General features: G+C 72.2%; 20 protein-coding genes and 1 pseudogene. 14 read left to right on the top strand and 7 right to left on the bottom strand.

Annotated features, from left to right (window positions below; all coding sequences use genetic code 11):
• The first annotated feature begins 1 nt into the window (after position 1).
• From EV371_RS16445 to EV371_RS16455, 3 genes are all read left to right on the top strand, one after another.
• Complete coding sequence (locus EV371_RS16445) at positions 2-433, top strand: VOC family protein (RefSeq protein ID WP_130462816.1); 432 nt, start codon at positions 2-4, stop codon at positions 431-433.
• A gap of 166 nt (positions 434-599) precedes the next feature.
• Positions 600-1,574, top strand: coding sequence for a 5-dehydro-2-deoxygluconokinase (gene iolC, locus EV371_RS16450; protein ID WP_486484646.1), 975 nt, complete (start codon positions 600-602; stop codon positions 1,572-1,574).
• Positions 1,575-1,641: 67 nt separating this feature from the next.
• The gene (locus EV371_RS16455; protein WP_130462817.1) at positions 1,642-2,115 is read left to right on the top strand and encodes a nitroreductase family deazaflavin-dependent oxidoreductase; all 474 of its coding nucleotides are present in this window, start codon (positions 1,642-1,644) and stop codon (positions 2,113-2,115) included.
• Between the two features lie 15 nt (positions 2,116-2,130).
• Here the strand turns inward: EV371_RS16455 and EV371_RS16460 are convergent, their stop codons facing one another.
• The 7 genes from EV371_RS16460 to EV371_RS16490 all read right to left on the bottom strand — a co-directional run bounded on the left by EV371_RS16460 (position 2,131) and on the right by EV371_RS16490 (position 8,966).
• Complete coding sequence (locus tag EV371_RS16460) at positions 2,131-3,210, bottom strand: Gfo/Idh/MocA family oxidoreductase (RefSeq protein WP_207230516.1); 1,080 nt, start codon at positions 3,208-3,210, stop codon at positions 2,131-2,133.
• 31 nt (positions 3,211-3,241) lie between these two features.
• Positions 3,242-3,994 (bottom strand): cupin domain-containing protein, encoded by a 753-nt coding sequence (locus EV371_RS16465; RefSeq protein ID WP_130462819.1) that lies wholly within the window; start codon positions 3,992-3,994, stop codon positions 3,242-3,244.
• On the bottom strand, positions 3,991-4,917 hold the full coding sequence (locus EV371_RS16470; RefSeq protein WP_130462820.1) for a DUF6807 family protein: 927 nt from the start codon (positions 4,915-4,917) through the stop codon (positions 3,991-3,993). Before EV371_RS16470 ends, EV371_RS16465 begins: the two co-directional genes overlap by 4 nt.
• 170 nt (positions 4,918-5,087) lie before the next feature.
• Positions 5,088-6,011 (bottom strand): helix-turn-helix domain-containing GNAT family N-acetyltransferase, encoded by a 924-nt coding sequence (locus EV371_RS16475; protein WP_130462821.1) that lies wholly within the window; start codon positions 6,009-6,011, stop codon positions 5,088-5,090.
• Between the two features lie 93 nt (positions 6,012-6,104).
• Positions 6,105-7,454, bottom strand: a complete 1,350-nt coding sequence (locus EV371_RS16480; protein ID WP_130462822.1) for an FAD-dependent oxidoreductase — start codon at positions 7,452-7,454, stop codon at positions 6,105-6,107.
• A complete protein-coding gene (locus EV371_RS16485; RefSeq protein WP_130462823.1) occupies positions 7,454-7,798 on the bottom strand; it encodes a TcmI family type II polyketide cyclase in 345 nt (114 codons plus the stop codon). Before EV371_RS16485 ends, EV371_RS16480 begins: the two co-directional genes overlap by 1 nt.
• Before the next feature lie 265 nt (positions 7,799-8,063).
• Complete coding sequence (locus EV371_RS16490) at positions 8,064-8,966, bottom strand: AfsR/SARP family transcriptional regulator (RefSeq protein ID WP_486484647.1); 903 nt, start codon at positions 8,964-8,966, stop codon at positions 8,064-8,066.
• A gap of 499 nt (positions 8,967-9,465) precedes the next feature.
• Between EV371_RS16490 and EV371_RS16495 the strand changes: the two genes are divergently transcribed.
• The 11 genes and pseudogenes from EV371_RS16495 (at position 9,466) to EV371_RS16545 (ending at position 20,449) form a co-directional block, all read left to right on the top strand.
• Positions 9,466-9,807: a TcmI family type II polyketide cyclase gene (locus EV371_RS16495; protein ID WP_130462824.1), complete on the top strand. Its 342-nt coding sequence runs from the start codon at positions 9,466-9,468 to the stop codon at positions 9,805-9,807.
• Positions 9,804-11,657: an acetyl-CoA carboxylase carboxyltransferase subunit alpha gene (locus EV371_RS16500; protein ID WP_130462825.1), complete on the top strand. Its 1,854-nt coding sequence runs from the start codon at positions 9,804-9,806 to the stop codon at positions 11,655-11,657. The genes EV371_RS16495 and EV371_RS16500 overlap by 4 nt, the downstream gene beginning before the upstream one ends.
• 110 nt (positions 11,658-11,767) lie before the next feature.
• The gene (locus EV371_RS16505) at positions 11,768-12,286 is read left to right on the top strand and encodes an acetyl-CoA carboxylase biotin carboxyl carrier protein (RefSeq protein WP_349337464.1); all 519 of its coding nucleotides are present in this window, start codon (positions 11,768-11,770) and stop codon (positions 12,284-12,286) included.
• Between the two features lie 19 nt (positions 12,287-12,305).
• Positions 12,306-13,790, top strand: coding sequence for an acetyl-CoA carboxylase biotin carboxylase subunit (locus EV371_RS16510; RefSeq protein ID WP_130462826.1), 1,485 nt, complete (start codon positions 12,306-12,308; stop codon positions 13,788-13,790).
• Positions 13,787-14,635 (top strand): SRPBCC family protein, encoded by an 849-nt coding sequence (locus tag EV371_RS16515; protein WP_130462827.1) that lies wholly within the window; start codon positions 13,787-13,789, stop codon positions 14,633-14,635. Before EV371_RS16510 ends, EV371_RS16515 begins: the two co-directional genes overlap by 4 nt.
• Positions 14,628-15,029, top strand: a pseudogene (locus EV371_RS16520) (cupin domain-containing protein); the annotation flags it as partial. The gene EV371_RS16515 and the pseudogene EV371_RS16520, both read left to right, overlap by 8 nt.
• 92 nt (positions 15,030-15,121) lie before the next feature.
• Positions 15,122-16,393, top strand: coding sequence for a beta-ketoacyl-[acyl-carrier-protein] synthase family protein (locus EV371_RS16525; RefSeq protein WP_130462829.1), 1,272 nt, complete (start codon positions 15,122-15,124; stop codon positions 16,391-16,393).
• Positions 16,394-16,437: 44 nt separating this feature from the next.
• A complete protein-coding gene (locus tag EV371_RS16530; RefSeq protein WP_130465973.1) occupies positions 16,438-17,694 on the top strand; it encodes a beta-ketoacyl synthase N-terminal-like domain-containing protein in 1,257 nt (418 codons plus the stop codon).
• 29 nt (positions 17,695-17,723) lie between these two features.
• Positions 17,724-18,038 (top strand): antibiotic biosynthesis monooxygenase, encoded by a 315-nt coding sequence (locus tag EV371_RS16535; RefSeq protein WP_130462830.1) that lies wholly within the window; start codon positions 17,724-17,726, stop codon positions 18,036-18,038.
• Between the two features lie 118 nt (positions 18,039-18,156).
• On the top strand, positions 18,157-19,581 hold the full coding sequence (locus EV371_RS16540) for a BNR repeat-containing protein (RefSeq protein WP_130462831.1): 1,425 nt from the start codon (positions 18,157-18,159) through the stop codon (positions 19,579-19,581).
• A 241-nt stretch (positions 19,582-19,822) separates the two neighbouring features.
• Positions 19,823-20,449, top strand: a complete 627-nt coding sequence (locus tag EV371_RS16545) for a hypothetical protein (protein ID WP_130462832.1) — start codon at positions 19,823-19,825, stop codon at positions 20,447-20,449.
• Positions 20,450-20,635: the final 186 nt, after the last annotated feature.

Raw genomic sequence — 20,635 nt, forward strand, 5'->3', positions numbered from 1 at the left:
GATGACCGCGGCCCCCCGTCCCGGCTTCCACCTGGCAATCCCGGTCGACGACCTGGCGCGGGCCCGCGCCTTCTACGGCGGAGTGCTCGGCCTTGCCGAGGGGCGTTCGGCGGACGCCTGGGTCGACTGGGACTTCTACGGCCACCAGGTGGTGACGCACGTCGTACCGGCGGCCAGGCAGACCGACGCGGGGCGCAACCCGGTGGACGGGCACGACGTACCGGTGCCGCACTTCGGGCTCATCCTCTCGATCGAGGACTTCCACGCCCTCGCGGACCGGATCCGGGCCGGTGGCGGCGGGTTCGTGATCGAACCGTACCTGCGGTTCGCGGGCGAGCCGGGCGAGCAGTGGACGATGTTCTTCCGCGACCCGGCCGGCAACGCCCTGGAATTCAAGGCGTTCCGGGACGAGTCCCAGATCTTCGCGAAGTGAGCCGAATCCGCTGGACGGCGTGCGGCGAGCGGCCCGTCGCACCCCGCGTCGCCGACCGGATCGAGGCCGGGCACGGGCGACGCCTCCGGTAACTCGCCACGCCCGGGCGCCGTCGCGGGTACGACAGATATTGACCGTCCCGGACGTGTCGGGGTTACATGATGCGGTGACCTCGTTCGAGGTGGTCAGCATGGGGCGGGTGGGAGTGGACCTCTGTCCACTCCAGACCGGCACGCGGCTGCCCGACGTCGAGACGTTCGGAAGGTTCCTCGGCGGCAGCGCCGCCAACGTCGCCGTCGCGGCGGCCCGGTACGGCCGGCGGGTCGCCCTGGTCACCCGGACCGGCGCCGACCCGTTCGGCGAGTACGTGCACCGCGCGCTGCGCGACTTCGGGGTGGACGACCGCTGGGTGCTCCCGGTCGCCGGGCTGCCGACCCCGGTGACCTTCTGCGAGGTCCTCCCGCCCGACGCCTTCCCTAGTTACTCCTACGGTTGTCCGAGGGCGCCGGACCTGGAGATCCGCCCCGAGGAGCTGGACCTGCCGGCGATCCGGACGGCCGGGGTCTTCTGGTTCACCGGCACCGGGCTCTGCGAGTTGCCGAGCCGGGACGCCCACTTCGCCGCCCTCGGCGCCCGGGGACGTGCCCCGAACACCGTCTTCGACCTGGACTACCGGCCGGGATTCTGGCCCTCCCGAGACGATGCCCGGGCGGCGTACGAGTCGGCGCTCCGGTACGCCACTGTCGCGGTCGGCAACCTCGACGAGTGCGCCACCGCGGTCGGTGAGCGGGAGCCACACGCGGCGGCCGCGGCGTTGCTCGCCCGGGGCGTACGGCTGGCGGTGGTGCGGGGGCCGTCCGGAGTGCTCGCCCGGACCGCCGACGAGGTGGTCGAGGTGCCGCCGGTGCCGATCGAGGTGCGCAACCGGCTCGGTGCCGGGGACGCCTTCGGCGGCGCGCTCTGCCACGGGCTGCTCGCCGGCTGGCCGCTGGATCGGACGATCCGGTTCGGCAATGCGGCCGGGGCGCTGGTGGCGTCCCGGCTCGGCGGCTCCGCCGCGATGCCGACCGGCGCCGAGGTCGACAAGCTGCTGACCGAACCCCCGGACCTGCTGGCCGAACCCCGGCACCCGGTCGGTTAGCCTTACCGACGCGCCGCCGGTGCGAGGAGAATCCGGACCACCGAGCCATGCGAGGAGAATCCGGGCCATGGAGATCATCCGGAGGCCGGACCCACCGTCCGGACTGCGCCGCCGGCTGTGGCGGCTACCGATCTGGTTCTACCGGATGAGGCTCGGCCGGCTGCTGGGCGACCGGGTCATGCTGCTCAGCCACGTCGGTCGGGTTTCCGGTCGCCGCCGGGAGGCGGTCATCGAGGTCGTCGAACACGACGAGCGCGGCTACGTGGCGGCCTCCGGGTTCGGCCCCCGCGCGGACTGGTACCGCAATGTCATGAAGACCCCCGAGGCCACCATCCAGGTCGGCGGCCGGAGGATCGAGGTGACCGCCGCGCCGCTTCCGACCGACGTGGGCGCGGAGATCATGGCCAGGTACGCGCCCCGCCACCCGACGGCCGCCCGGAGGCTGTGCCGGGTGATGGGATTCGAGGTGGACGGGAGCGTGTCGGACTACCGCGAGGTGGGCAGGCACATTCCGTTCGTGCGGTTCACGCCCCGCCACTGACCCGGGCGGGTCGGCTCACCAACGCGGACCGTCCCCCTGCATCCGCCGGTGGAACGGCGAATCCTCGCCGAGTTCGTCCGGGCGGACGGGGCGGCGGGTGAACGCCGACGCGTACACCCCGGCGACCAGGCGCATCGTCCGGCGGGTCTCCGTCGAGGTGACCGGAGGTGGGGTGCCGGCGCGCAGGCTCCGGACCACCTGGGCGAACTGAGCGTGGTGACCGCTGCGGACTCCGGCCGCGCCGGTCCGCCAGGCCGCGAGGACCTGCTCGGCGTACTCCGGTGCCGGCGTGATCCGCCAGTCGTCGTCGCCGTAGCCGTACAGGTGGGTCAGCTCGACCGTGGCCCGCTCGAAGTCGAACCGCAGGTAGCTCTCCTCCCGGACCGACAGCAGGCTGTTCACCACGCTGGCCACCGCGCCGTTGGCGAAGCTGACGTGGGCCATGCTCAGGTCCTCGGTCTCGGACCGCCGGGCCTGCTGGCGGGCCAGGGCGGAGACCTCGGTCCAGTCGCCGAGGATCGCGCAGAGCAGGTCCATCTGGTGGATGCCGTGGCCCATGGTCGGGCCGCCGCCCTCGGTGTCCCAGCGCCCGCGCCACGCCACGTCGAAGTACGCCTGGGGGCGGAACCAGGTGGTGTGGCAGACCGCCATGAGCGGCCGGCCCAGCAGTCCGGCGTCGAGCAGGGCGCGCAGCCGCAGCGCGCCGCTGCCGAACCGGTGCTGGAAGACGGTGGCGAGCCTTCCGCCGTACCGCTGCTCCGCCTCGACCAGCTCCTCCAACTCGCCGAGGTTGCGCGTCGGTGGCTTCTCGACCAGCACGTTGACGCCGGCCCGCAGGCAGGCGAGGGCCAGTTCGTGGTGCGAGGCGGGCGGGGTGCAGACGTGCACCAGTTCGGGCTCCTCCTTCTCCAGCAGGCTGGCCAGGTCGGGGTGCCGGGCCGGCACCTGGTACCGGTCGCAGAACGTCGACAGCCGGCCGCCGTCGGTGTCGACGGCACCGACGAGGCGTACCTCGTCGCCGAGTTGCCGCAGCGCCTCGGCGTGCAGGCAGGCGATGTTTCCGGTCCCGACCACGGCGACGCGGATGGGTTCCACAGGTGCTCCTTGGCGAGGTGTTGCCGGCCGCTCAGTCATGCCGGGGGCGCGGCGGGTCGTAGGGGGAGAGGAAGCCGCACATGCCCAGGGTCGTCTGCTCGGGTTGGGCGATCCGGGTGACGGTGGCGTCCGCGAGATGGCTGTGGTCACCGCGCCGCAGCGCGTCCAGCTCCGCCCCGGTCTGCCGGCTCACCGCCGCCGGCCCCTGCTCCCAGCGGTCCCGCCAGGCGTCGAGCTGCGGGCGGACCAGGGCGGCGGCGGCCGCGTAGAAGTCGTCGAGCGCGGCGGTGTCGCCGGCCGCGCAGCGGCGCCGCAGCTCGGCGAACCCCTCGATGGCGAGGTCGCGGCGAGCCCGGGCCCGCTCGGCCGAGGGCGGTTCGGACCCGTCGGGCCCGGTCAGCGAGACCGCCCGCCGGTACGTCGCCGCGTCGGCGAGCTGCTCCGGCGGGAACGTGAGTACGGCGTCGCCGGCCTCCGGCAACCCGCTGTTCTGCATGATCACGACGACCTGGAGTGCACCGTCGTCGTTGATCGCCCGGTGGATGGTGCCGGGGGTGAACCAGAGCACGTCGCCCGGACCCAGCGCCGTTTCCGCGAAGCCCCGCCGGGTCAGGGTCTGCAGCCGTCCCCGACCGCCCACCACCACGTAGCACTCGGTGCAGCACAGGTGCACGTGTGGTGTGCCGCCGTGCAGGCCGTCGTCGGCCTGCCAGGGATAGACCCGCAGGTTGGTGATGCCGACGGCGCCGGGGAAGGGCGGCGGCGTGCCGTCGTCGCCGGTCACGGCGCGTACTCCGCGGCGAACGCCTCGATCTCCGACCGCTGCCAGGCCCGGTCGGCGAAGACCACCCGGTGGCGCAGTCGGAGGCTCTCGTCGGGGGCGAGCACCACCTCCTCGTCGAAGGCGGGGGAGGGGTTGACGGCCGGGAACGGGGTGTTGCGGACGAACCACTTCAGCGGTACGGCCGCGCTGGAGGTGCCGGCGAAGACGAGTACGGTGCCGCCGCCGTCGACCTCGTCGTGCTCGGCGGTGTACGCGAGCCAGGGCGACTGCCGGCCCATGCTCTCCGGCCCGCCACCACCGTCGGCGGTGACGATCTCGCCACCGGTCCAGCCGCGCGGCCCGCGCCAGAAGAACCCCGTGTAGCCGGCGTTCGGCCGGCCGTGCGTGGTCGGGCTGCCGACCCGCAGCTCCGCGCCCCGGATGTTGCGCAGTTCGGTGCCGAAGTCGAGCGTCCAGGTGCCGCGCCCGGTGTCCACCGCGTGGATCCGCAGTTCCCGCCGTTCCGCGATCCAGTCTTCACCGGCCGAGGTGATCCAGGTCAGCGCCTCCCGCAGGGTCAGCTCGGTGGGGGTGACGTCGACGGCGTCGAAGCTGTCGTGCCGCATCCGGCCGACGTTGTCCCGGACGAGGTAGCCCTTGCCGTGCACGTACGAGTTGCCGCCCCAGAAGTTCTGCCCGGACAGGTGCGAGACGGTCATCTGGAGCCCCTTGTGCCACCGGTGGTCGTTCGGCCGGTACGCCGAGACCAGGGCGCCGTCGAGGGTGCGCAGCGGGTGCAGGTACGGCTTGGGCGACTCGAAGGCCGGTGTAGGGGAGCCGTACACGTAGGTCGCGATCTCCACGCCGTTCGCGGTGACGACGATCTGGCGGCCGTGTTCGTGGGTGACGGTGAGCCGGCCCGTGGTGTCGTGCGCGGAAGTCATGGAGCGTCGGTGCCTTTCGGGGCGCGGGAGCGATGGTGCCGTTCGGGGCCGTGGCCAAGCGGTAAACGCTTTCCCGAGCTAACCGCCTTCCACCGGCAACGTCAAGATCCGGCATCGTCCGAAAGCCTTTCGGCCGAGCGGTGCTGCGCAGCGCATGTTCTCTCGACGGTTCAGAGCCGTCGCCACCAGGTCTGCTCCACCAGGTCGTGGCCGAAGCTGTGACGCGGGGCCTGTTCGCGCAGTTCGAAGCCGGCCTTCTCGTAGATCCTCCGGGCATCGGTGAGTATGTCGGTGGTCCAGAGCATGATCTCCCGGTAGCCGACCCGGCGGGCGAAGCGCAGGCACTCGTCGACCAGCCGGCTGCCGATGCCCAGCCCCCGGGCCTCCGGCTCGACGAGCAGCAGGCGCAACTGGGCCACCCCGTCGTCGCGGCGGACGCAGAAGACGGAGCCCACCGGTGCGCCGTCCAGCTCGGCGATCCAGGCCTCCTCGCGGAGGGGGTCGCGGCCGTCGACGTAATCGGCGACGATCCGGGCGATCAGGGCTTCGTAGGTGATGTCCCAGCCGTACTCCTCGGCGTAGCGGACGCCGTGCCGGTGCACCACCCAGCCGAGGTCGCCGGGGCCGGCCGGTCGCAGCAGGTATGCCCGGGGTGGCGGCGCCTCGCCGAGCAGGCCACGGATCGTGCGCATCGCCTCGACAAGCCGTTCCCGATCCGGGTCGGAGAGCCGGCTCAGCAGGCTCTCGATCTCGTTCTGGGTCCGCTCGTCGAGCAGCTCGTACGCGGCGCGCCCGGCGTCGGTCAGCGCGACCACCTGTCGGCGCCCGTCCACCGGCGACTGGCTCCGCTCGACGAGGCCGTCGGCGGCGAACCGGGACAGGATGCGGCTCAGGTAGCCGGGGTCCAGTCCCAGTTCGCGGCGGAGTGCCGGCACCTCGGTGGCCGGGCGCTGGGCCAGCTCGTAGATCACCCTGCAGTCGGTGAGCGAGAAGGGCGTGCGGACCATCCCTTCGTCGAGCACACCGATGATCCGGGTGTAGAAGCGGTTGAAGTCGCGTACCGCGTTCGCCTGCGGCGCCAGCGCAGAAGTCATCTGCCTATTTCAACAAATCCTTTGCCGATGTCAATAGTTTTGGGCTCCCGGGTCGGGCGGGCCGGTGAGCACTTCGGTCGGGGGTCGACCAGCTCAGGTCTCCGCGCCGCGGTAGTTGTACAGCTCGTCGACGAACCGGCGGCGCAGCGGCGGAAGCCGGCTGGTCACGCTGAAGTAGCCGCGCGCGGCCAGCATCGCCAACCGGCCGATCACCGGCTTGTAGATCGGGTCGTCGCCGTTGGTCCCGTTGGTACGCAGCGAGTCGGCGACCCGGGCGAAGCCGTACCGGATCATCTCCGTCTCGTAGTCCGCGATGCTTCCCAGCAGCGGCTTGGCGCCGGCCGCCGTCGCGACCAACTGCCGGTGCAGCAGCGCGGCGTCCCGCAACGCGGTGTTCGCCCCCACCCCCCGCCCCGGCGTCATGGTGTGGATCGCGTCGCCCAGCAGGGTCACGTTGCTGCTCGGCCAGGGCTGCACCGGTACCGAGGTGGCGACCCTGATCGGGATGACGCTGCCGGTGTCGCTGAGCCGCAGCAGTTCGCGCAGGTTCGGATGCCAGTTCCGGGTCAGCTGCCGGGCGACCTCGGCGAGTCGCTCGCCGCGCAGTTGCATCACGTCCGGCGGGAACCGGTCCGCCGCGCTCCAGACGATCAGGTTGATGCAGTCCCGGGTGTTGTCGAAGAGCAGCCCCGGCCACTGCCCGATCAGCCGGGCCTCGGTGACCCCGACCCCGGACTTGACCGAGCCGCGCTGGTCCCACTTGAACTCCATCACGTGCAGTACGCCCATCACCCCGCCGGCGCCGAAGATCAGCGAGATGCCCCGGTGCATCTCCTCGGTGAGCAGGCTCCGGGTCTGCTCGGTCAGCGGGATCTTGCTGGCGATGTTGATGCTCCCGGCGTCCCTGACCTCGGCGTGCGGCAGGTACTGCCGGCGTACCGCGGAGTGTGTGCCGTCGGCGGCGACCAGCAGGTCCCCGGTGGCCGAGCTGCCGTCGGCGAAGTACGCGGTGACCCGCCCGTCGTCGCGCCGCGCGTAGTGCGTGAACGTCTTGCCGAAGTGCACCACGTCGTCCATGCCGGTCAACAACACCTGGCGCAGCGTCATCCGGGAGACCGACTGGTCGATGCTGGTCGGATCGGCCTCGGGGCGCAGCGCGAAGGAGGCTGTCCGGTGCAGTTGACCGGTGAGCACGTTGAAGTACCGGGGCGGCTGGGCGCAGGTGGCGAGGAACGTGCTGAACAGCTCCGGCGGCAGACACTCCCGCAGCGCCCGGCAGCCGGTCGGGTTGATTCCGACCCGGTAGCCGAGCAGACCGTCGCTCCGGTCGCGGTACCGTTCGTAGACCGCGACGCTGATCCCGGCCCGGCGGAGGCCGTGCGCCAGGCACATGCCGCCGGTACCGGCACCGATCACGATCACGTGCAGCGGGGCGGTGGGCATCAGGCCCCTTCCGCGGCCGTCGCGCCCGGGCCGTCCCAGCGGTAGAAGCACCGCGCCATCGCGTCGCGCGGCGACCGCCAGTTCGGCGAGTACGGCGAGATGTACGCACCCAGCCGCTGTGTCACGTCGACGAAGAGCGGATGCCGGTTCGCCTGCTCCAGCCGGGACGGCGCGGAGTCGTCGGTCTCCATCAGGTGCAGGCAGAGATCGTCGAGGTGGTAGAGCGAGCGGTGCCGTACCCCGGTGACGGTGTGCAGGTCGGTGCCGTCGGACTCGGCGAGGATCTTCGCGATCTCCTCCTCGGTGCCCGGGACGATCCTGCCCACGATCAGTATGCGATTCATCGGACTCCTTCGGGTCGCCGTGGTGTCACCGCGGTTCACCGGCTCGACCGACTGCCCCGGACCGGTGCCCCGGACCCGGGTCCGGCGGGCGTCCGGACCCGGTTCGGCCCGGACGACCTGCCGGCCGTCCGATCGGGCCCGACCACCATGCCGGCGGCGACGTCACCCCACCGTCACCGGACCGTCAACGACCGCCGCCGACCAGATGCGCTGGCGCGCGGTGACACGCAGGATCGGTCACCGTGCGGGGCGGCGGGGGCAGGGCTCAACGCCGTACCGGCATCGCCGGCAGCACCGACCGGCCGGGGTACGCCCCGGCGTGCCCGGACGGTGGCCGCGAATTCGACAGCCGCGCCCCCGGCGGCCGGGCGATCGGTGCGAGCAGCTCGCTGAGCAGTTCGCACATCGTCTCGGACGGCTCCAACTGAAGCTCGCGCAGCAGCAGGTCGCGGTAGACGTAGAAGGCTTGGAGCGCCTCGTAGGCGTTCCCCTCGTCGAGATGGATCTCGACGATCAGACGGTGCGGCGTCTCCCGCAGCGGCTCGGCGCGGACCGCCTCGAGGGCCGCCTGCAACGCCTCGCCGTGCTGCCCGGCCTCCAGGTGTCCCCGGGCGATGTCCTCCAGCATGTGCAGCCGGAGCTGGCGCAGCCGCTCCCGCTCCACCAGCACCCACTCGTCGTACCAGCCGGGGAGCAGGTCGTGCCGGCCAGCGCCACGGATCTTCGCCGCCCAGCGGGGGTCGCCGCCGTCGCGTACCCGCTCCGCGGCTCGGACGAGGTCGTCGATGTCCAGCCGTACCGCCGGATCCAACCGGACCGTGTCGCCGGTGGTGAGCACCGGACAACTGCCCTCCTGGCGCAGCCGCCACAGCGCGGTCCGCAGGGAGGACATCGCCCGCTCCTCCGGAGTCTCCGGCCACAGCAGACCGGCCAGGTGCGCCCGGGTCGCGCCCGGCCGCAATCCGACCAAGGCGATGATCCGCTGCAGTCCGCGTGGTACGACCACCGGCGTCCCGTCGTGCAGCAGGCTGAACCCGTCCAGCAGGAACAGTTGGACCGCCTCCGGCTGCGCGCCGCCCTGCCCGGGCTCCCGGCCGGACTGGCGCTCGGAGGGGCGGGCCGGTGTCCGCCGCCGCGCGTCGTGCGGCACGCTCTGCTCAGGAGTCACGGCCCACCCTCCTGCACCCGGAACCCGTGTCCCGAGGTCCGCTCTGCCGGACGCCCTGTCCAGCGCTCCGGTCTGCCGACGCCCGCTCCGCAGGTCGCGCCCGATCGGGCCCGACACCACAAAGCGTGACGAAGATTATCAATCGCCGTCACGCTCGGTCAATCCGCCGGTCCGTAATACGACCCGCCCGTTCGGCGCTGCACCATGGCTCTGAGCTGGGCATAAGTGGACGCTATCGATCGTCACCGCGCTGACTCGGGGCCGCATCAGCGTCGGCGAACGGGCATAGTGCCCACACCGCCGTCACCGGAGCGTCACCATGCCGGGGTGCGGTTGTACGCGATCGGGTGACACTGCGTTGACACCCGATCGGCAGGGTGGTCCCCAGTCGTTCGGACAAGGTCGCAGTCGGGGGAGAAGCCGGGGGAGAGGCTCTTGTCGCGGCCGGGTGCCGGTGTCACCCATCCGGAGCGCGGGAATCGCCCAGGGAGGCTGCGCCATGGATCGCTCACTGATCGTCGCGAAGGTCGTGCCGGAGGCCGAGGGGCAGGTCGCGCAGATCTTCGCCGAGTCGGACCGGACCGACCTGCCCCGGCTGGTGGGGGTACGGCACCGCTCGCTCTACCGGCTGCACGACCTGTACGTGCACCTGATCGAGACGGAGAACCCGGGTTCCGCGGCTGTGGAGAACGTCCGCCAGCACCCCGAGTTCGTCCGGGTCAGCGAGCGGCTGGCCGCGCACATCACGCCGTACCTGGCCAACTGGCGGGTGCCGGCGGACGCCATGGCGCGCTGCTTCTACCGCTGGGACGCCCCGGCCGACCTCGGGATACGGCGATGACCGGGGGTACGCCGGCCGGCACCGCCGCACGCCGGTACGCCGACCTCGACCAGCAGCCCTGGATCCGCTGCCGCTCCTGCCCGGCGCTGCTCTACCGCAAGCGGCTGCGGCGCAACCTGGACGTCTGTCCGGAGTGCGGCGACCACCGCCGGCTGGGCGCGTCCGAGCGGATTACGCAGCTCGTGGACCGGGACACGTTCCGGCAGCTGCCCGGCCGGTTGGCCCAGGTCGACCCGATCGGGTTCGTCGACTCGGTGCCGTACCCGGATCGGCTCGCCGCCGCCCGCGCGGCCACAGGTCTGGCCGAGGCCGTGCTCTGCGGTACCGCGACACTCGGCGGGTACGGGCTGGCGCTGGCCGTGATGGACTTCCGATTCCTCGGCGGCAGCCTGGGCTCGGTCACCGGGGAGCTGATCACCCGGACCGCCGAGCGCGCCCTAGCCGACCGCCTGCCACTGCTGCTGGTCACCGCCTCCGGCGGTGCCCGGATGCAGGAGGGTGTGCTGGCGCTGATGCAGATGGCCACCATCAGCCAGGCGATCGCCGCGCTGCGCGAGGCGGGGCTGCTGAGCGTCAGCCTGGTCACCGACCCCACCTATGGCGGCGTGGCCGCGTCCTTCGCGACCTGTACCGACATCGTGCTGGCCGAGACCGGTTCCCGGCTGGGCTTCGCCGGTCCCCGGGTGATCCGGGAGACCATCCGGCAGACGCTCCCGGCCGACTTCCAGACCACCGAGTTCCTGCTCCGGCACGGCCAGGTCGACATGGTGGTGCAGCGCCGGTCGCTGCGGTCCAGGCTGCGCTGGCTCCTCGCCGCCGCCGCGCCGACCCGGAGCCGGTCGGCCGGTGCGGCCGCGACTCCGGACCGCGCGACCGGAGCGCCTCCACCGCCGCTGGCCGGCCATCCGGCTGGCATGCCCGGTCTGCCGGCTGGCGTCGCCGGTCTGCCGGCTGACGTGGCCGGCCTCGCGGCTGCGGTGACCGGCCCGCGGGTCCGGGCGCGGGGCGGTGCCCCCGGCACCGGCGACCCGACCGACGCATGGCGGATCGTCCGGTCCGCCCGGCACCTCGGCCGGCCGACCACGCTGGACTACCTGGCCACCGCCTTCGACGGCTTCGTCGAGCTGCACGGCGACCGGCTCGGGGTCGACTGTGCGGCGGTCGTCGCCGGGCTGGCTCGACTCGACGAGCGGTACGTCGTCGTGATCGGGCACCAGAAGGGGCACCAGGCGGGCGAGCTGGTTGCCCGCAACTTCGGGATGGCGAGCCCGGCCGGCTACCGCAAGGCGATCCGGATCATGCGGCTCGCCGCCCGACTGGGACTGCCGGTGGTGACGCTGATCGACACGCCGGGTGCGTACCCGGGGGTTGAGGCCGAACAGCAGGGGCAGGCCGCGGCGATCGCCGAGAGCATCCTCGCGATGACCGGGCTGCCGACCCCGGTCGTCGCGGTCATCATCGGCGAGGGCGGCAGCGGTGGTGCGCTCGCGTTGGCCGTGGCGGACCGGGTACTGATGCTGCGCAACGCGGTCTACTCGGTGATCAGCCCCGAGGGATGCGCCGCGATCCTCTGGCACGACCGGACCGCCGTGCCGAGGGCCGCCGACGCGCTCCGGCTGACCGCACCCGATCTGCTGCGGCTCGGGGTCGCCGACGAGATCGTCGCCGAGCCGCCCGGTGGTGCGCACCGGGATCCCGTCGGGGCGGCCCGGCTGCTCCGACGGGCGCTGCTGGAGAACCTCGCACCACTGCGCGACGTACCCGCAGGGGAGCTGGTCCGGCGTCGTCGAATGCGCTTCCGCCGCTACGGTGCGGCGGCCAGCGTACGGTCGGAAGCGGGTCCGGAGTGACGGCCGCGGCGACTCCCGGACAGCCGGCTCCGGCCAGAGCGGCCCAGCCCGCGCCGGGAGAACGGCCGGCGGGCGACCGGGGCGTCCCCCTGCCGCCAGCCCCGGACGGCGTGCCGGCCGCCTCCCCGAACGGCGTGCCGGCCGCCTCCCCGAACGGCCCGGGGAGGGAACTGGCCGAACTGCGCCGCCAGGCCGATCTGCTGCTGGCCGAGACGGCTGGGCCGGTGCGCCGGATCCACCTGCGCAGTGGCGACGCCGTGCTGGAGATCGAGTGGCACGGCGTACCCGATCCGCCGGACCCGGCCGGCGCGCCCGGCCACGCCTCGGCCGGCGCCGGTACTCCTACCGTGCCGGACGCCGCCGCCGACCGTGTGGTCGGCGGCGACCGCCACCGGACCCTCCTCGCGCCGATGGTCGGCACCTGCTATCGGGCCGCCGAACCCGGCGGTGCGCCGTTCGTCGAGGTCGGCGACCGGGTGGAGCCCGGTCAGGTGGTCTGCATCGTCGAGACGATGAAGCTGATGAACGAGGTGGTCGCCGACCAGGTCGGCCGGGTCGCCGAGGTGCTCGTCCGGGACGGCGAGCCGGTCGAGTTCGGGCAGCCACTGATCGCCCTGCTACCCGCATGACTTCCAGGACGGTGCGGCGATGTTCGAGAAGATCCTGATCGCCAATCGAGGCGAGATCGCGCTCCGGGTGGCCCGGGCCTGTCGTGAACTGGGCGTCCGCACCGTGGCGGTGTACTCGGTCGCGGACCGGGACTCGGCCGTCGTCCGGCTGGCCGACGAGGCGGTCTGCATCGGCCCGCCGGAGGCCCGGCAGAGTTACCGCAACGCCGCCGCCATCGTCGAGGCTGCCCGCCGGACCGGCGCGCAGGCGGTGCACCCGGGGTACGGGTTCCTCTCCGAGGATGCCGACTTCGCCGAGATCTGTGCGGACAACGGGCTCGTCTTCATCGGACCGTCGCCGGAGGTGATGGTCGCCCTCGGCGACAAGGCGCGGGCCCGGGCGCTCATGCGGGAGGCCGGCCTCCCGCTGTCGCCGGGCAGCCTGGCGACCGTCGACACGGCGGCGAAGGCTCGGCAGACCGCGGACGGGATCGGCTATCCCGTGATCATCAAGTGTGCCGCCGGCGGCGGTGGACGCGGGATGACGGTTGTCCGGTCGGCCGACGATTTCGGCGCGGCGTACGAGCGGACCAGGATCGCCGCCCAGGCCGTCTTCGGCGACGACCGGGTCTACGTCGAGCGGTATCTCGTTCAGGCCCGGCACGTCGAGGTGCAGGTACTCTGCGACGGGTACGGCAACGCCGTCCACCTGGGCACCCGGGACTGCTCGGTGCAGCGGCGGCACCAGAAGCTGGTCGAGGAGGGCCCGGCGCCCGCGATCTCGGCCGGCACCCGCGACGCGCTCGCCGAGTCCGCCCTGCGCGGCGCGCTCCGGGCCGGCTACACCGGAGCCGGAACGTTCGAGTTCCTCGTCGACGAGGCCGAACGGTTCTCGTTCATGGAGGTCAACTGCCGGATCCAGGTCGAGCACCCGGTCACCGAGATGATCAGTGGGGTCGACCTGGTGCACGAGCAGTTGCACATCGCGGCCGGCGTGCCGCTGCGGCTGCGCCAGGAGGATGTCCGGATAACCGGCGTCGCGCTGGAGTGCCGGGTCAACGTCGAGGACCCCGGCCGGGGGTTTGCACCGACCCCCGGCCGGTTGGGCAGGTTCGTTCCGCCGAGCGGTCCGTTCACCCGGGTGGACACGCACGGCTACCCCGGCTACCTGGTCGGGCCGTACTACGACTCGCTGCTCGCCAAGGTGGTGGTCTGGGCGCCGGACCGGGATCTGGCGCTCGGCCGGATGGAGCGGGCGCTGCACGAGTTCGACGTCGACGGGCCCGGCATCCGCACCACCATCCCGTTCCTGCGCCGGGTGCTCGACGACGCGGGATTCCGCAAGGGGCGGTACTCGACCGGACTGGTCGAGCGGCTGCTGGACACCGCCGATTCGTCGGCTCGGGGCGGTCCTGCCGGTCCAGAGGCGTCCGTCGGTGCCTCGATCGGTGCCCCGGTCGGTGCTTCCGTCGGTGCGGGGATCGCTCCGCCCACTATCGCCAACCTTTCCAGGAGGACCAGATGAGTGTCAGGCACGAGGAACCGGCGTTGACCGGGTCGACCCAGCAGGAGCCGGCGTTGACCCAGCGCGAGCCGGGATCGTCGCCGGTGACGGCGGCGGAGATCACCACGATCCTGGTCCGGCACTGCGGGCTGGACCCGGCGGCCGCGGCCGCCGCGCCGAACGCCTCGCTGGAGGAACTCGGCATGGACTCGCTGGCACTGCTCGAACTACAGGCGGTGGTGGCGGACCGTTACCGGATCCAGCTTCCGGAGGAGGCCGGGCGGCTCAGTATCGCGGAGGTCGCCGAGGTGGTGGCGCACCAGTACGAGCCGTCGGTCGCCCCCGCCGCCGGTGCGGGCCGGCCGGGCCACACCGAGAACAGCGTCCGCATCGCGGCCCCGTTGCCACTCGTGTGGGACCTGACCAACGATGTCGCGGGTTGGACCGGGCTCTTCACCGAGTACCAGTCGGTGGAGATCATCGAGCGGCGCGGCGACACCGTGCGGTTCCGGCTGACCATGTATCCCGACGAGAACGGGGTCACCTGGAGCTGGGTCAGCGAACGTACCGCCGATCCGGTTCGCCGCGAGGTGCACGCCCACCGGGTCGAGACCGGGCCGTTCGAGTACATGCGGATCCACTGGCGCTACGCCGAGGTGGCGGGCGGGACCCGGATGACCTGGACGCAGGACTTCGAGATGCGCCCGACGGCACCGGTGACCACAGCCCAGATGACCGACCGGATCAACGCGAACAGCCGGATCCAGTTGGACATCATCCGGGACAGGATCGAGCGGATCGCCGCCGAGGTGGCGGCGACCGCGTCGGCACCGGCCGCGTCGACCGCCGGGGTCGGCGATGAGTGAGCCGGGCCGCCGGTGGGTGGCCGCCCGCGACGTCGCCCCGGACCGCCGCCGGGGTGGCGAGATCCGGGTACTGCTCGGCCCCCGCACCGTGGGCAGCGGATCCGGCTTCCTGGGGGTGGCGAATCTGGCCCCCGGCGAGCGGATCGCCGAGCACTACCACCCGTACAGCGAGGAGTTCCTCTATGTCGCCCGGGGCGCGATCGTGGTGGACCTGGACGGCGAGCCGGTGCCGGTCGGCACCGGGGAGGCACTGTACGTGGCGGTGAACGTCCGGCACCGGCTCCGCAATGTGGCCGACGAACCCGCCGAGGTGGTCTTCCAACTCGGACCGCTGGCCCCGCGCCCGGAACTCGGGCACGTCGACACCGAACCGTCGGCCACCGAACCGGCGTCGGGCCGGCCGGAGAACGGCGTCCCGGTGGCGCGGTCGGATGGTGCCGACCAGCCGGCGGCGGGTGCGGTGGTCGGTGGGCCGGAGGCCGGACCGTGAGCCGGCGCCGTAGCGTGGTCACCGGGATCGGAGTGGTCGCGCCGGGCGGGGCGACCCGGGAGGAGTTCTGGGCCTCGATCACCGCCGGCCGCACGGCGACCCGCCGGATCAGCTTCTTCGACCCGTCGCCGTTCCGCTCCCAGGTGGCCGCCGAATGCGACTTCGATCCGGTCCGGGCCGGACTCGGGGTCGCCGAGCGACAGCGCGCAGACCGCTACGTCCAGTTCGCGCTGGCCGCGTCGATCGAGGCGCTGGCCGACAGCGGGGTGGAGCTGACCGACGCGACGCGGGAGCGCGCCGGAGTGGTGCTCGGCTCGGCGGTGGGCGGGACCATGCTGCTGGAACGGGAGTACGTGCAGGTCAGCGACTCCGGTGCGGACTGGTTGGTGGATCCGGACCGGGCCGGCCCGTTCCTCTACCAGGCCCTGATGCCGAGCAGTCTCGCCGCCGACGTCGCCTGCCGGCACGGGTTGCACGGCCCGGCCCAGGTGATCTCCACCGGCTGCACCTCCGGGATCGACGCGATCGGCTACGGGCAACAGTTGATCGAGGACGACGAGGCGGACCTGGTGCTGGCGGGCGCTTCGGACAGTCCGATCTCGCCGGTCACCGTCGCCTCGTTCGACGCGATCAAGGCGACCACGCCGGACAACGACGACCCGGCGCACGCCTCGCGGCCGTTCGACCGGGACCGGCACGGGTTCGTCCTCGCCGAGGGCGCCGCCGTGCTGGTGCTGGAGGAGGCCGAACACGCCCGGCGGCGCGGGGCCCGGGTCTACTGCGAGGCCGCTGGATACGCCAACCGGAGCAACGGCTACCACATGACCGGGCTGCGCCCGGACGGTGTCGAGATGGCACTCGCCATCGACGACGCGATGGCGCAGGCCCGGTGCGATCCGGCCGACGTGTCGTACGTCAGCGCGCACGGTTCGGGAACCCGGCAGAACGACCGGCACGAGACGGCCGCCTTCAAACGGGCGCTCGGTGCGGCGGCGTACCAGGTGCCGATCAGTTCGATCAAGTCGATGGTCGGGCACTCGCTCGGTGCGATCGGCGCGATCGAGATGGCGGCCTGCGCGCTGGCCATCGAGCACGGGGTGGTGCCGCCGACGGCCAACTGGGCGAACCGGGACGAGGAGTGCGACCTGGACTACACGCCGAACACCGCCCGGGAGGTACCGGTGCGGGTGGCTCTCTCCGTCGGCAGCGGCTTCGGCGGGTTCCAGTCGGCGATGGTCTTCACCCGCTTCACCGGGCCGGCCCGGTGAGCGGCAGCAGCCCGGTGACGGCCGGGGTGCGCGGCAGCAGCCGGGTGACCGGCCGGACGGAGGGGGCCGGGGCGCGGCGTCGGGCGGTGATCACCGGGATCGGCGTGGTGGCGCCGAGCGGCATCGGCGCGGACGCGCACTGGAAATGTGTGGTGGCCGGGCAGAACCGGATCGGCCCGATCACCCTTTTCGACCCGGAACGCTATCCGAGCCGGCTCGCCGGCGAGGTGGCCGGCTTCGACGCGCTGCACTACGCCGACAACCGACAGTTGGTGCAGACCGACCGGTGGACGCACCTCGGGTTCGCGGCGGCCCGGCTCGCGCTCGCCGACGCCGGGCTGCCGGAGACGGCCGACGATCCGTACCGGTACGCGGTGACCCTGGCCAGTGCCTCCGGCGGCAACCTCTTCGGACAGCGGGAACTGCAACGGCTCTGGCGTGGCCCGGCCCGCACCGTCGGGGCGTACCAGTCGATCGCCTGGTTCTACGCGGCGAGCGTCGGCCAGCTCTCGATCCGGCACCAGTTCAAGGGCCCGTGCGGGGTGCTGGCCGCCGAGTCCGCGGGTGGGCTGGACAGCCTGGCGCACGCGGTACGGATGGTCCGCCGGGGCACCCCGGTGGTGTTGGCCGGTGGCACCGAGTGTCCGCTGAGCCCGTATGCGCTGACCTGCCAGATGCGCAGCGGACTGCTGAGCACCTGTCCCGAGCCGGCGCTGGCGTACCGGCCGTTCGACGTGACGGCCAGCGGTTACGTGCCGGGGGAGGGCGGGGCGGTCTTCGTGGTGGAGGACCTGGCGCACGCCCGGGCCCGGGGGGTGTCCGGCTATGCCGAGGTGGCCGGCTGGGGGGCCAGCCACGACGCCCGGCACACCGGCCGGCGCGCCGCCGGAGACCCGGTGCAGTACGCCCGGGCGATGCGGCTCGCTCTCGACCGGGCCGGGGTGGCGCCGGCCGAGGTCGACGTCGTCTTCCCGGACGCGCTGGGGGTGCTGCGCTACGACCGGAGTGAGGCCGAGGCGCTGCGGACGGTGTTCGGGACGCGGCCACCGCCGGTGACCACCCAGAAGCCGTTGATCGGCCGGGCGCACCAGGGCGGGTCGGCGCTGGACGTGGCGACCGCGCTGCTCGGCATCCGGCACCGGACGCTGCCGCCGATGGCCGGGTTGGACCGTCCGGCGCCCGGCTGCGAGCTGGACTTCGTCCGGGAGTCCGGGCCGCGGCGGGTCGACGTGGCGCTGGTCGGTGCGCGCGGGTTCGACGGTTTCAACAGCGCCGTGGTGGTCCGGCGCGGACCGGCGTAGGCCGGGGGAGAACGGAGAGGACGACCGGGATGTCGAAGGCCAGGGTGCTGTTCCTGATCCGGGTGCCGCGCGAGCGGACCGAGGATTTCCTGAAGGCGTACGAGCAGATCCGTTACCAGGTGGCCGAAGGCGTGCCGGGGCACCTGGTGGACCAGGTCTGCGAGGCGTCGAGCGATTCCGAGCAGTGGCTGATCACCAGTGAGTGGGCGTCGCTCGCCGACTTCGAGGCGTGGGAGCGCAGCCCCGGGCACCGCGAGTTGGCCGCCCCGCTGCGGGCCTGCATCACCGAGGCCAGGTCGATCCGGTTCGTGGTCCGGGAGGAGACCACGGCTCGTCGATCCTGACCCGCCGGGCATCCCGTCCGGGTGGGCCGGTCCGACGGGTTCCAGATTGATGGATGTAGATGTAAATTGAATCCATTCATCTGGAGCGCCCGGTGGCGCCCGGCGCGAGGGAGAAGCCATGCCCGCCCCGTCGTACCGTCGGGCCGCGTCGGCGGCCTCACTCGTCCTCGGGGTCGCCGTAGCGGCGTTGGTCCCGCCGGGTCCGGCGGCCGCGGCCGCCCCGGGTGTGACCCGGCTCGGTGACACCCAGCTCGACCCCGCCGCGCTCTACTTCGTCTCCTACGACGGACTGGTCAACAACAACTCGTACGGCGACGGCATCGTCAGCCACGCCGGCTACCAGTACGCCGCCTGGTACACCTCGACCCGGCACGCCGTGCTCGCCCGCCGGCAACTGCCGTCCGGGGCGTGGCAGACCCTGTCGTTGCCGCACCGGTTGACCAGCAACGACTCGCACAACTCCATCGCGCTCGGCATCTCGCCCGGCGACGGCCGGCTGCACGTGGCGATGGACACCCACGACAGCGAGATCTACTACGTCAGGTCCGAAGCCGGGCTGGTCTCCGCGCCGGGCTCGCGGAGCTGGCTGGCGAGCCGGTTCGGCGCGGTGCAGCGCAGCCTGGACGGAGTCGGGCTCGGCGCGATGACGTACCCGCAGTTCCGGGTCGCGCCCGGCAACCGCCTCCAGCTGAGTTACCGGACCGGGCGGTCCGGCAACGGCACCAACGAACTCGCCGAGTACGACGGCTCCACCTGGCGCCGGCTCGGCCGCTGGTCGTCGGCGACCGGGTCGTACAGCGCGAACGGCGCCACCAGCACCACCCGGAACATGTACCTGCACGGGCTCACCTACGGCCCGGGTGGCCGGCTGCACGCGTCGTTCACCTGGCGGGAGGGGAACTCCGCCGTCACCTGCAACAGCGGCGGCCTGACCAACCACGACACCGGGTACGTCCACAGCGACGACCAGGGTCGGACCTGGCGCAACAACGTCGGGACCATCGTCGGCACCACCAACTCGGGCAACCTGGTGTCGATCTCCAGCCCGGGCCTGGTGGTCGACCCGTTGCCGCCGAACTACGGGCTGATCAACCAGGAGAGCCAGGACGTCGACTCGACCGGCAACCCGCATGTGATCATCAGCTACGTACCGGGCCGGTTCACCTCGTGCGTCACCTCGTACGCCTCGGCGCGTCGGGCCAACGGTCGGGCCTTCCACCTGTTCCGCAACTCGTCCGGGGTCTGGCGCAAGATCGAGATCCCGGTGCCCCTCAACGCCACCGGTCGGTCCCAGATCGTCCTCGACGCGGCCGACAACGCCTACGTCGTGCTGCCGTACGGGCGGATCGTCACCGCCAGCCGGGCCAGCGGCTACACCGACTGGACCGTACGCTTCGACGGCGCCGGGCTGAACGCCTTCGGCGAGGTGATCGTGGACCGGATGCGGGTGGAGAGCGACGGCGTGCTGTCGATCCTCTACCAGCGCGGCTCCAGCGGCACCACACCGTCCCCGATCCGGGTGGCGGACTTCCGGCTCGGCTGATCCCGAACGAGAACGATCGCATTTATCAGATCAAGGACATAGCAGCGGCGCCGGTCGGTGAACGTGAAATTCTTGCGGCGGCATCGGGCGGTCGGCGATCTCCGGCCTCTCTCCATATCGCACAGGGAGCCGTCCAGGAATGTCGGAAGAGCCGCTGTCCCCTCCGCGAATCCCACCGCCTCCACCACAGCCTACGGCAGACAGACCGCCGTTCAGGGACGCACCGAGCACCAAGGAACGGGTGGCGGCGTGGCAAAAATCGTACGAGGAATGCCTCAGGAAGGGCACTGCCCGGCTGGAGCTGATTCGGGCTGGCAAGCCCGGACGCCAGGCGGAAGGCCGTTTCCACGAATACTGCACGACGATTGAGGAGCACGACGACTCGCCAACCAAGCGCACCCTGCACAGCCGCTGGTCGGGCGGGGTCGTGCAGCCGAGCCACGGATACAAGAACACGCCGCTGCCGGCCCAGGGCACCATACTGTCGTGGCAGAACAAGGGAGCGCAGGGCGAGCCGCTGACCAACGCCGACATCTACTACTGCCAGTACCGGCTGCAACACCAACGGGACGGTGCTGACGGCGGGCTCCCGGGCCTGCGGATCCTGATGCGGCAGCAGGCCAGCAGTGAATCCCTGACCAGCAGTCTCGACTATGTCCGTTGGCAGCGAAACACCTATGAGGAACTGGTGGGCACCTTCCCGGAAGACAGCCCGTACTTCTCGCTGATTCTCGGCTCCGAGAACGGCACCGCCGCCTGTTATCTGGTCCTCTGCTACGGCAAGGAACTGGGGATCAGCGGGATCAGTTCGATCGAGCGCAAGGAGAGCCGGGACCTCATCTTCACGTTCCGGGACCGGGTCGGCTGAGGGTCGGCTGCGGGCCGGGTCGGCTGCGGGCCGGCTGCGGGCAGCCGGGGCGAGAGGGCGCGATGCCCGCTCGCCCGTTCGGCGCATGTGGCGGCGCGTTCGCCGCTCAGGTCCGCACCCGCGGGTTGGGAGGCGGGGACGGGACATTCGATAGTTTCGATTGAAGGCCATGAATGTCTCGGAAGG

The sequence above is a fragment of the Plantactinospora sp. CNZ321 genome (assembly GCF_004217235.1).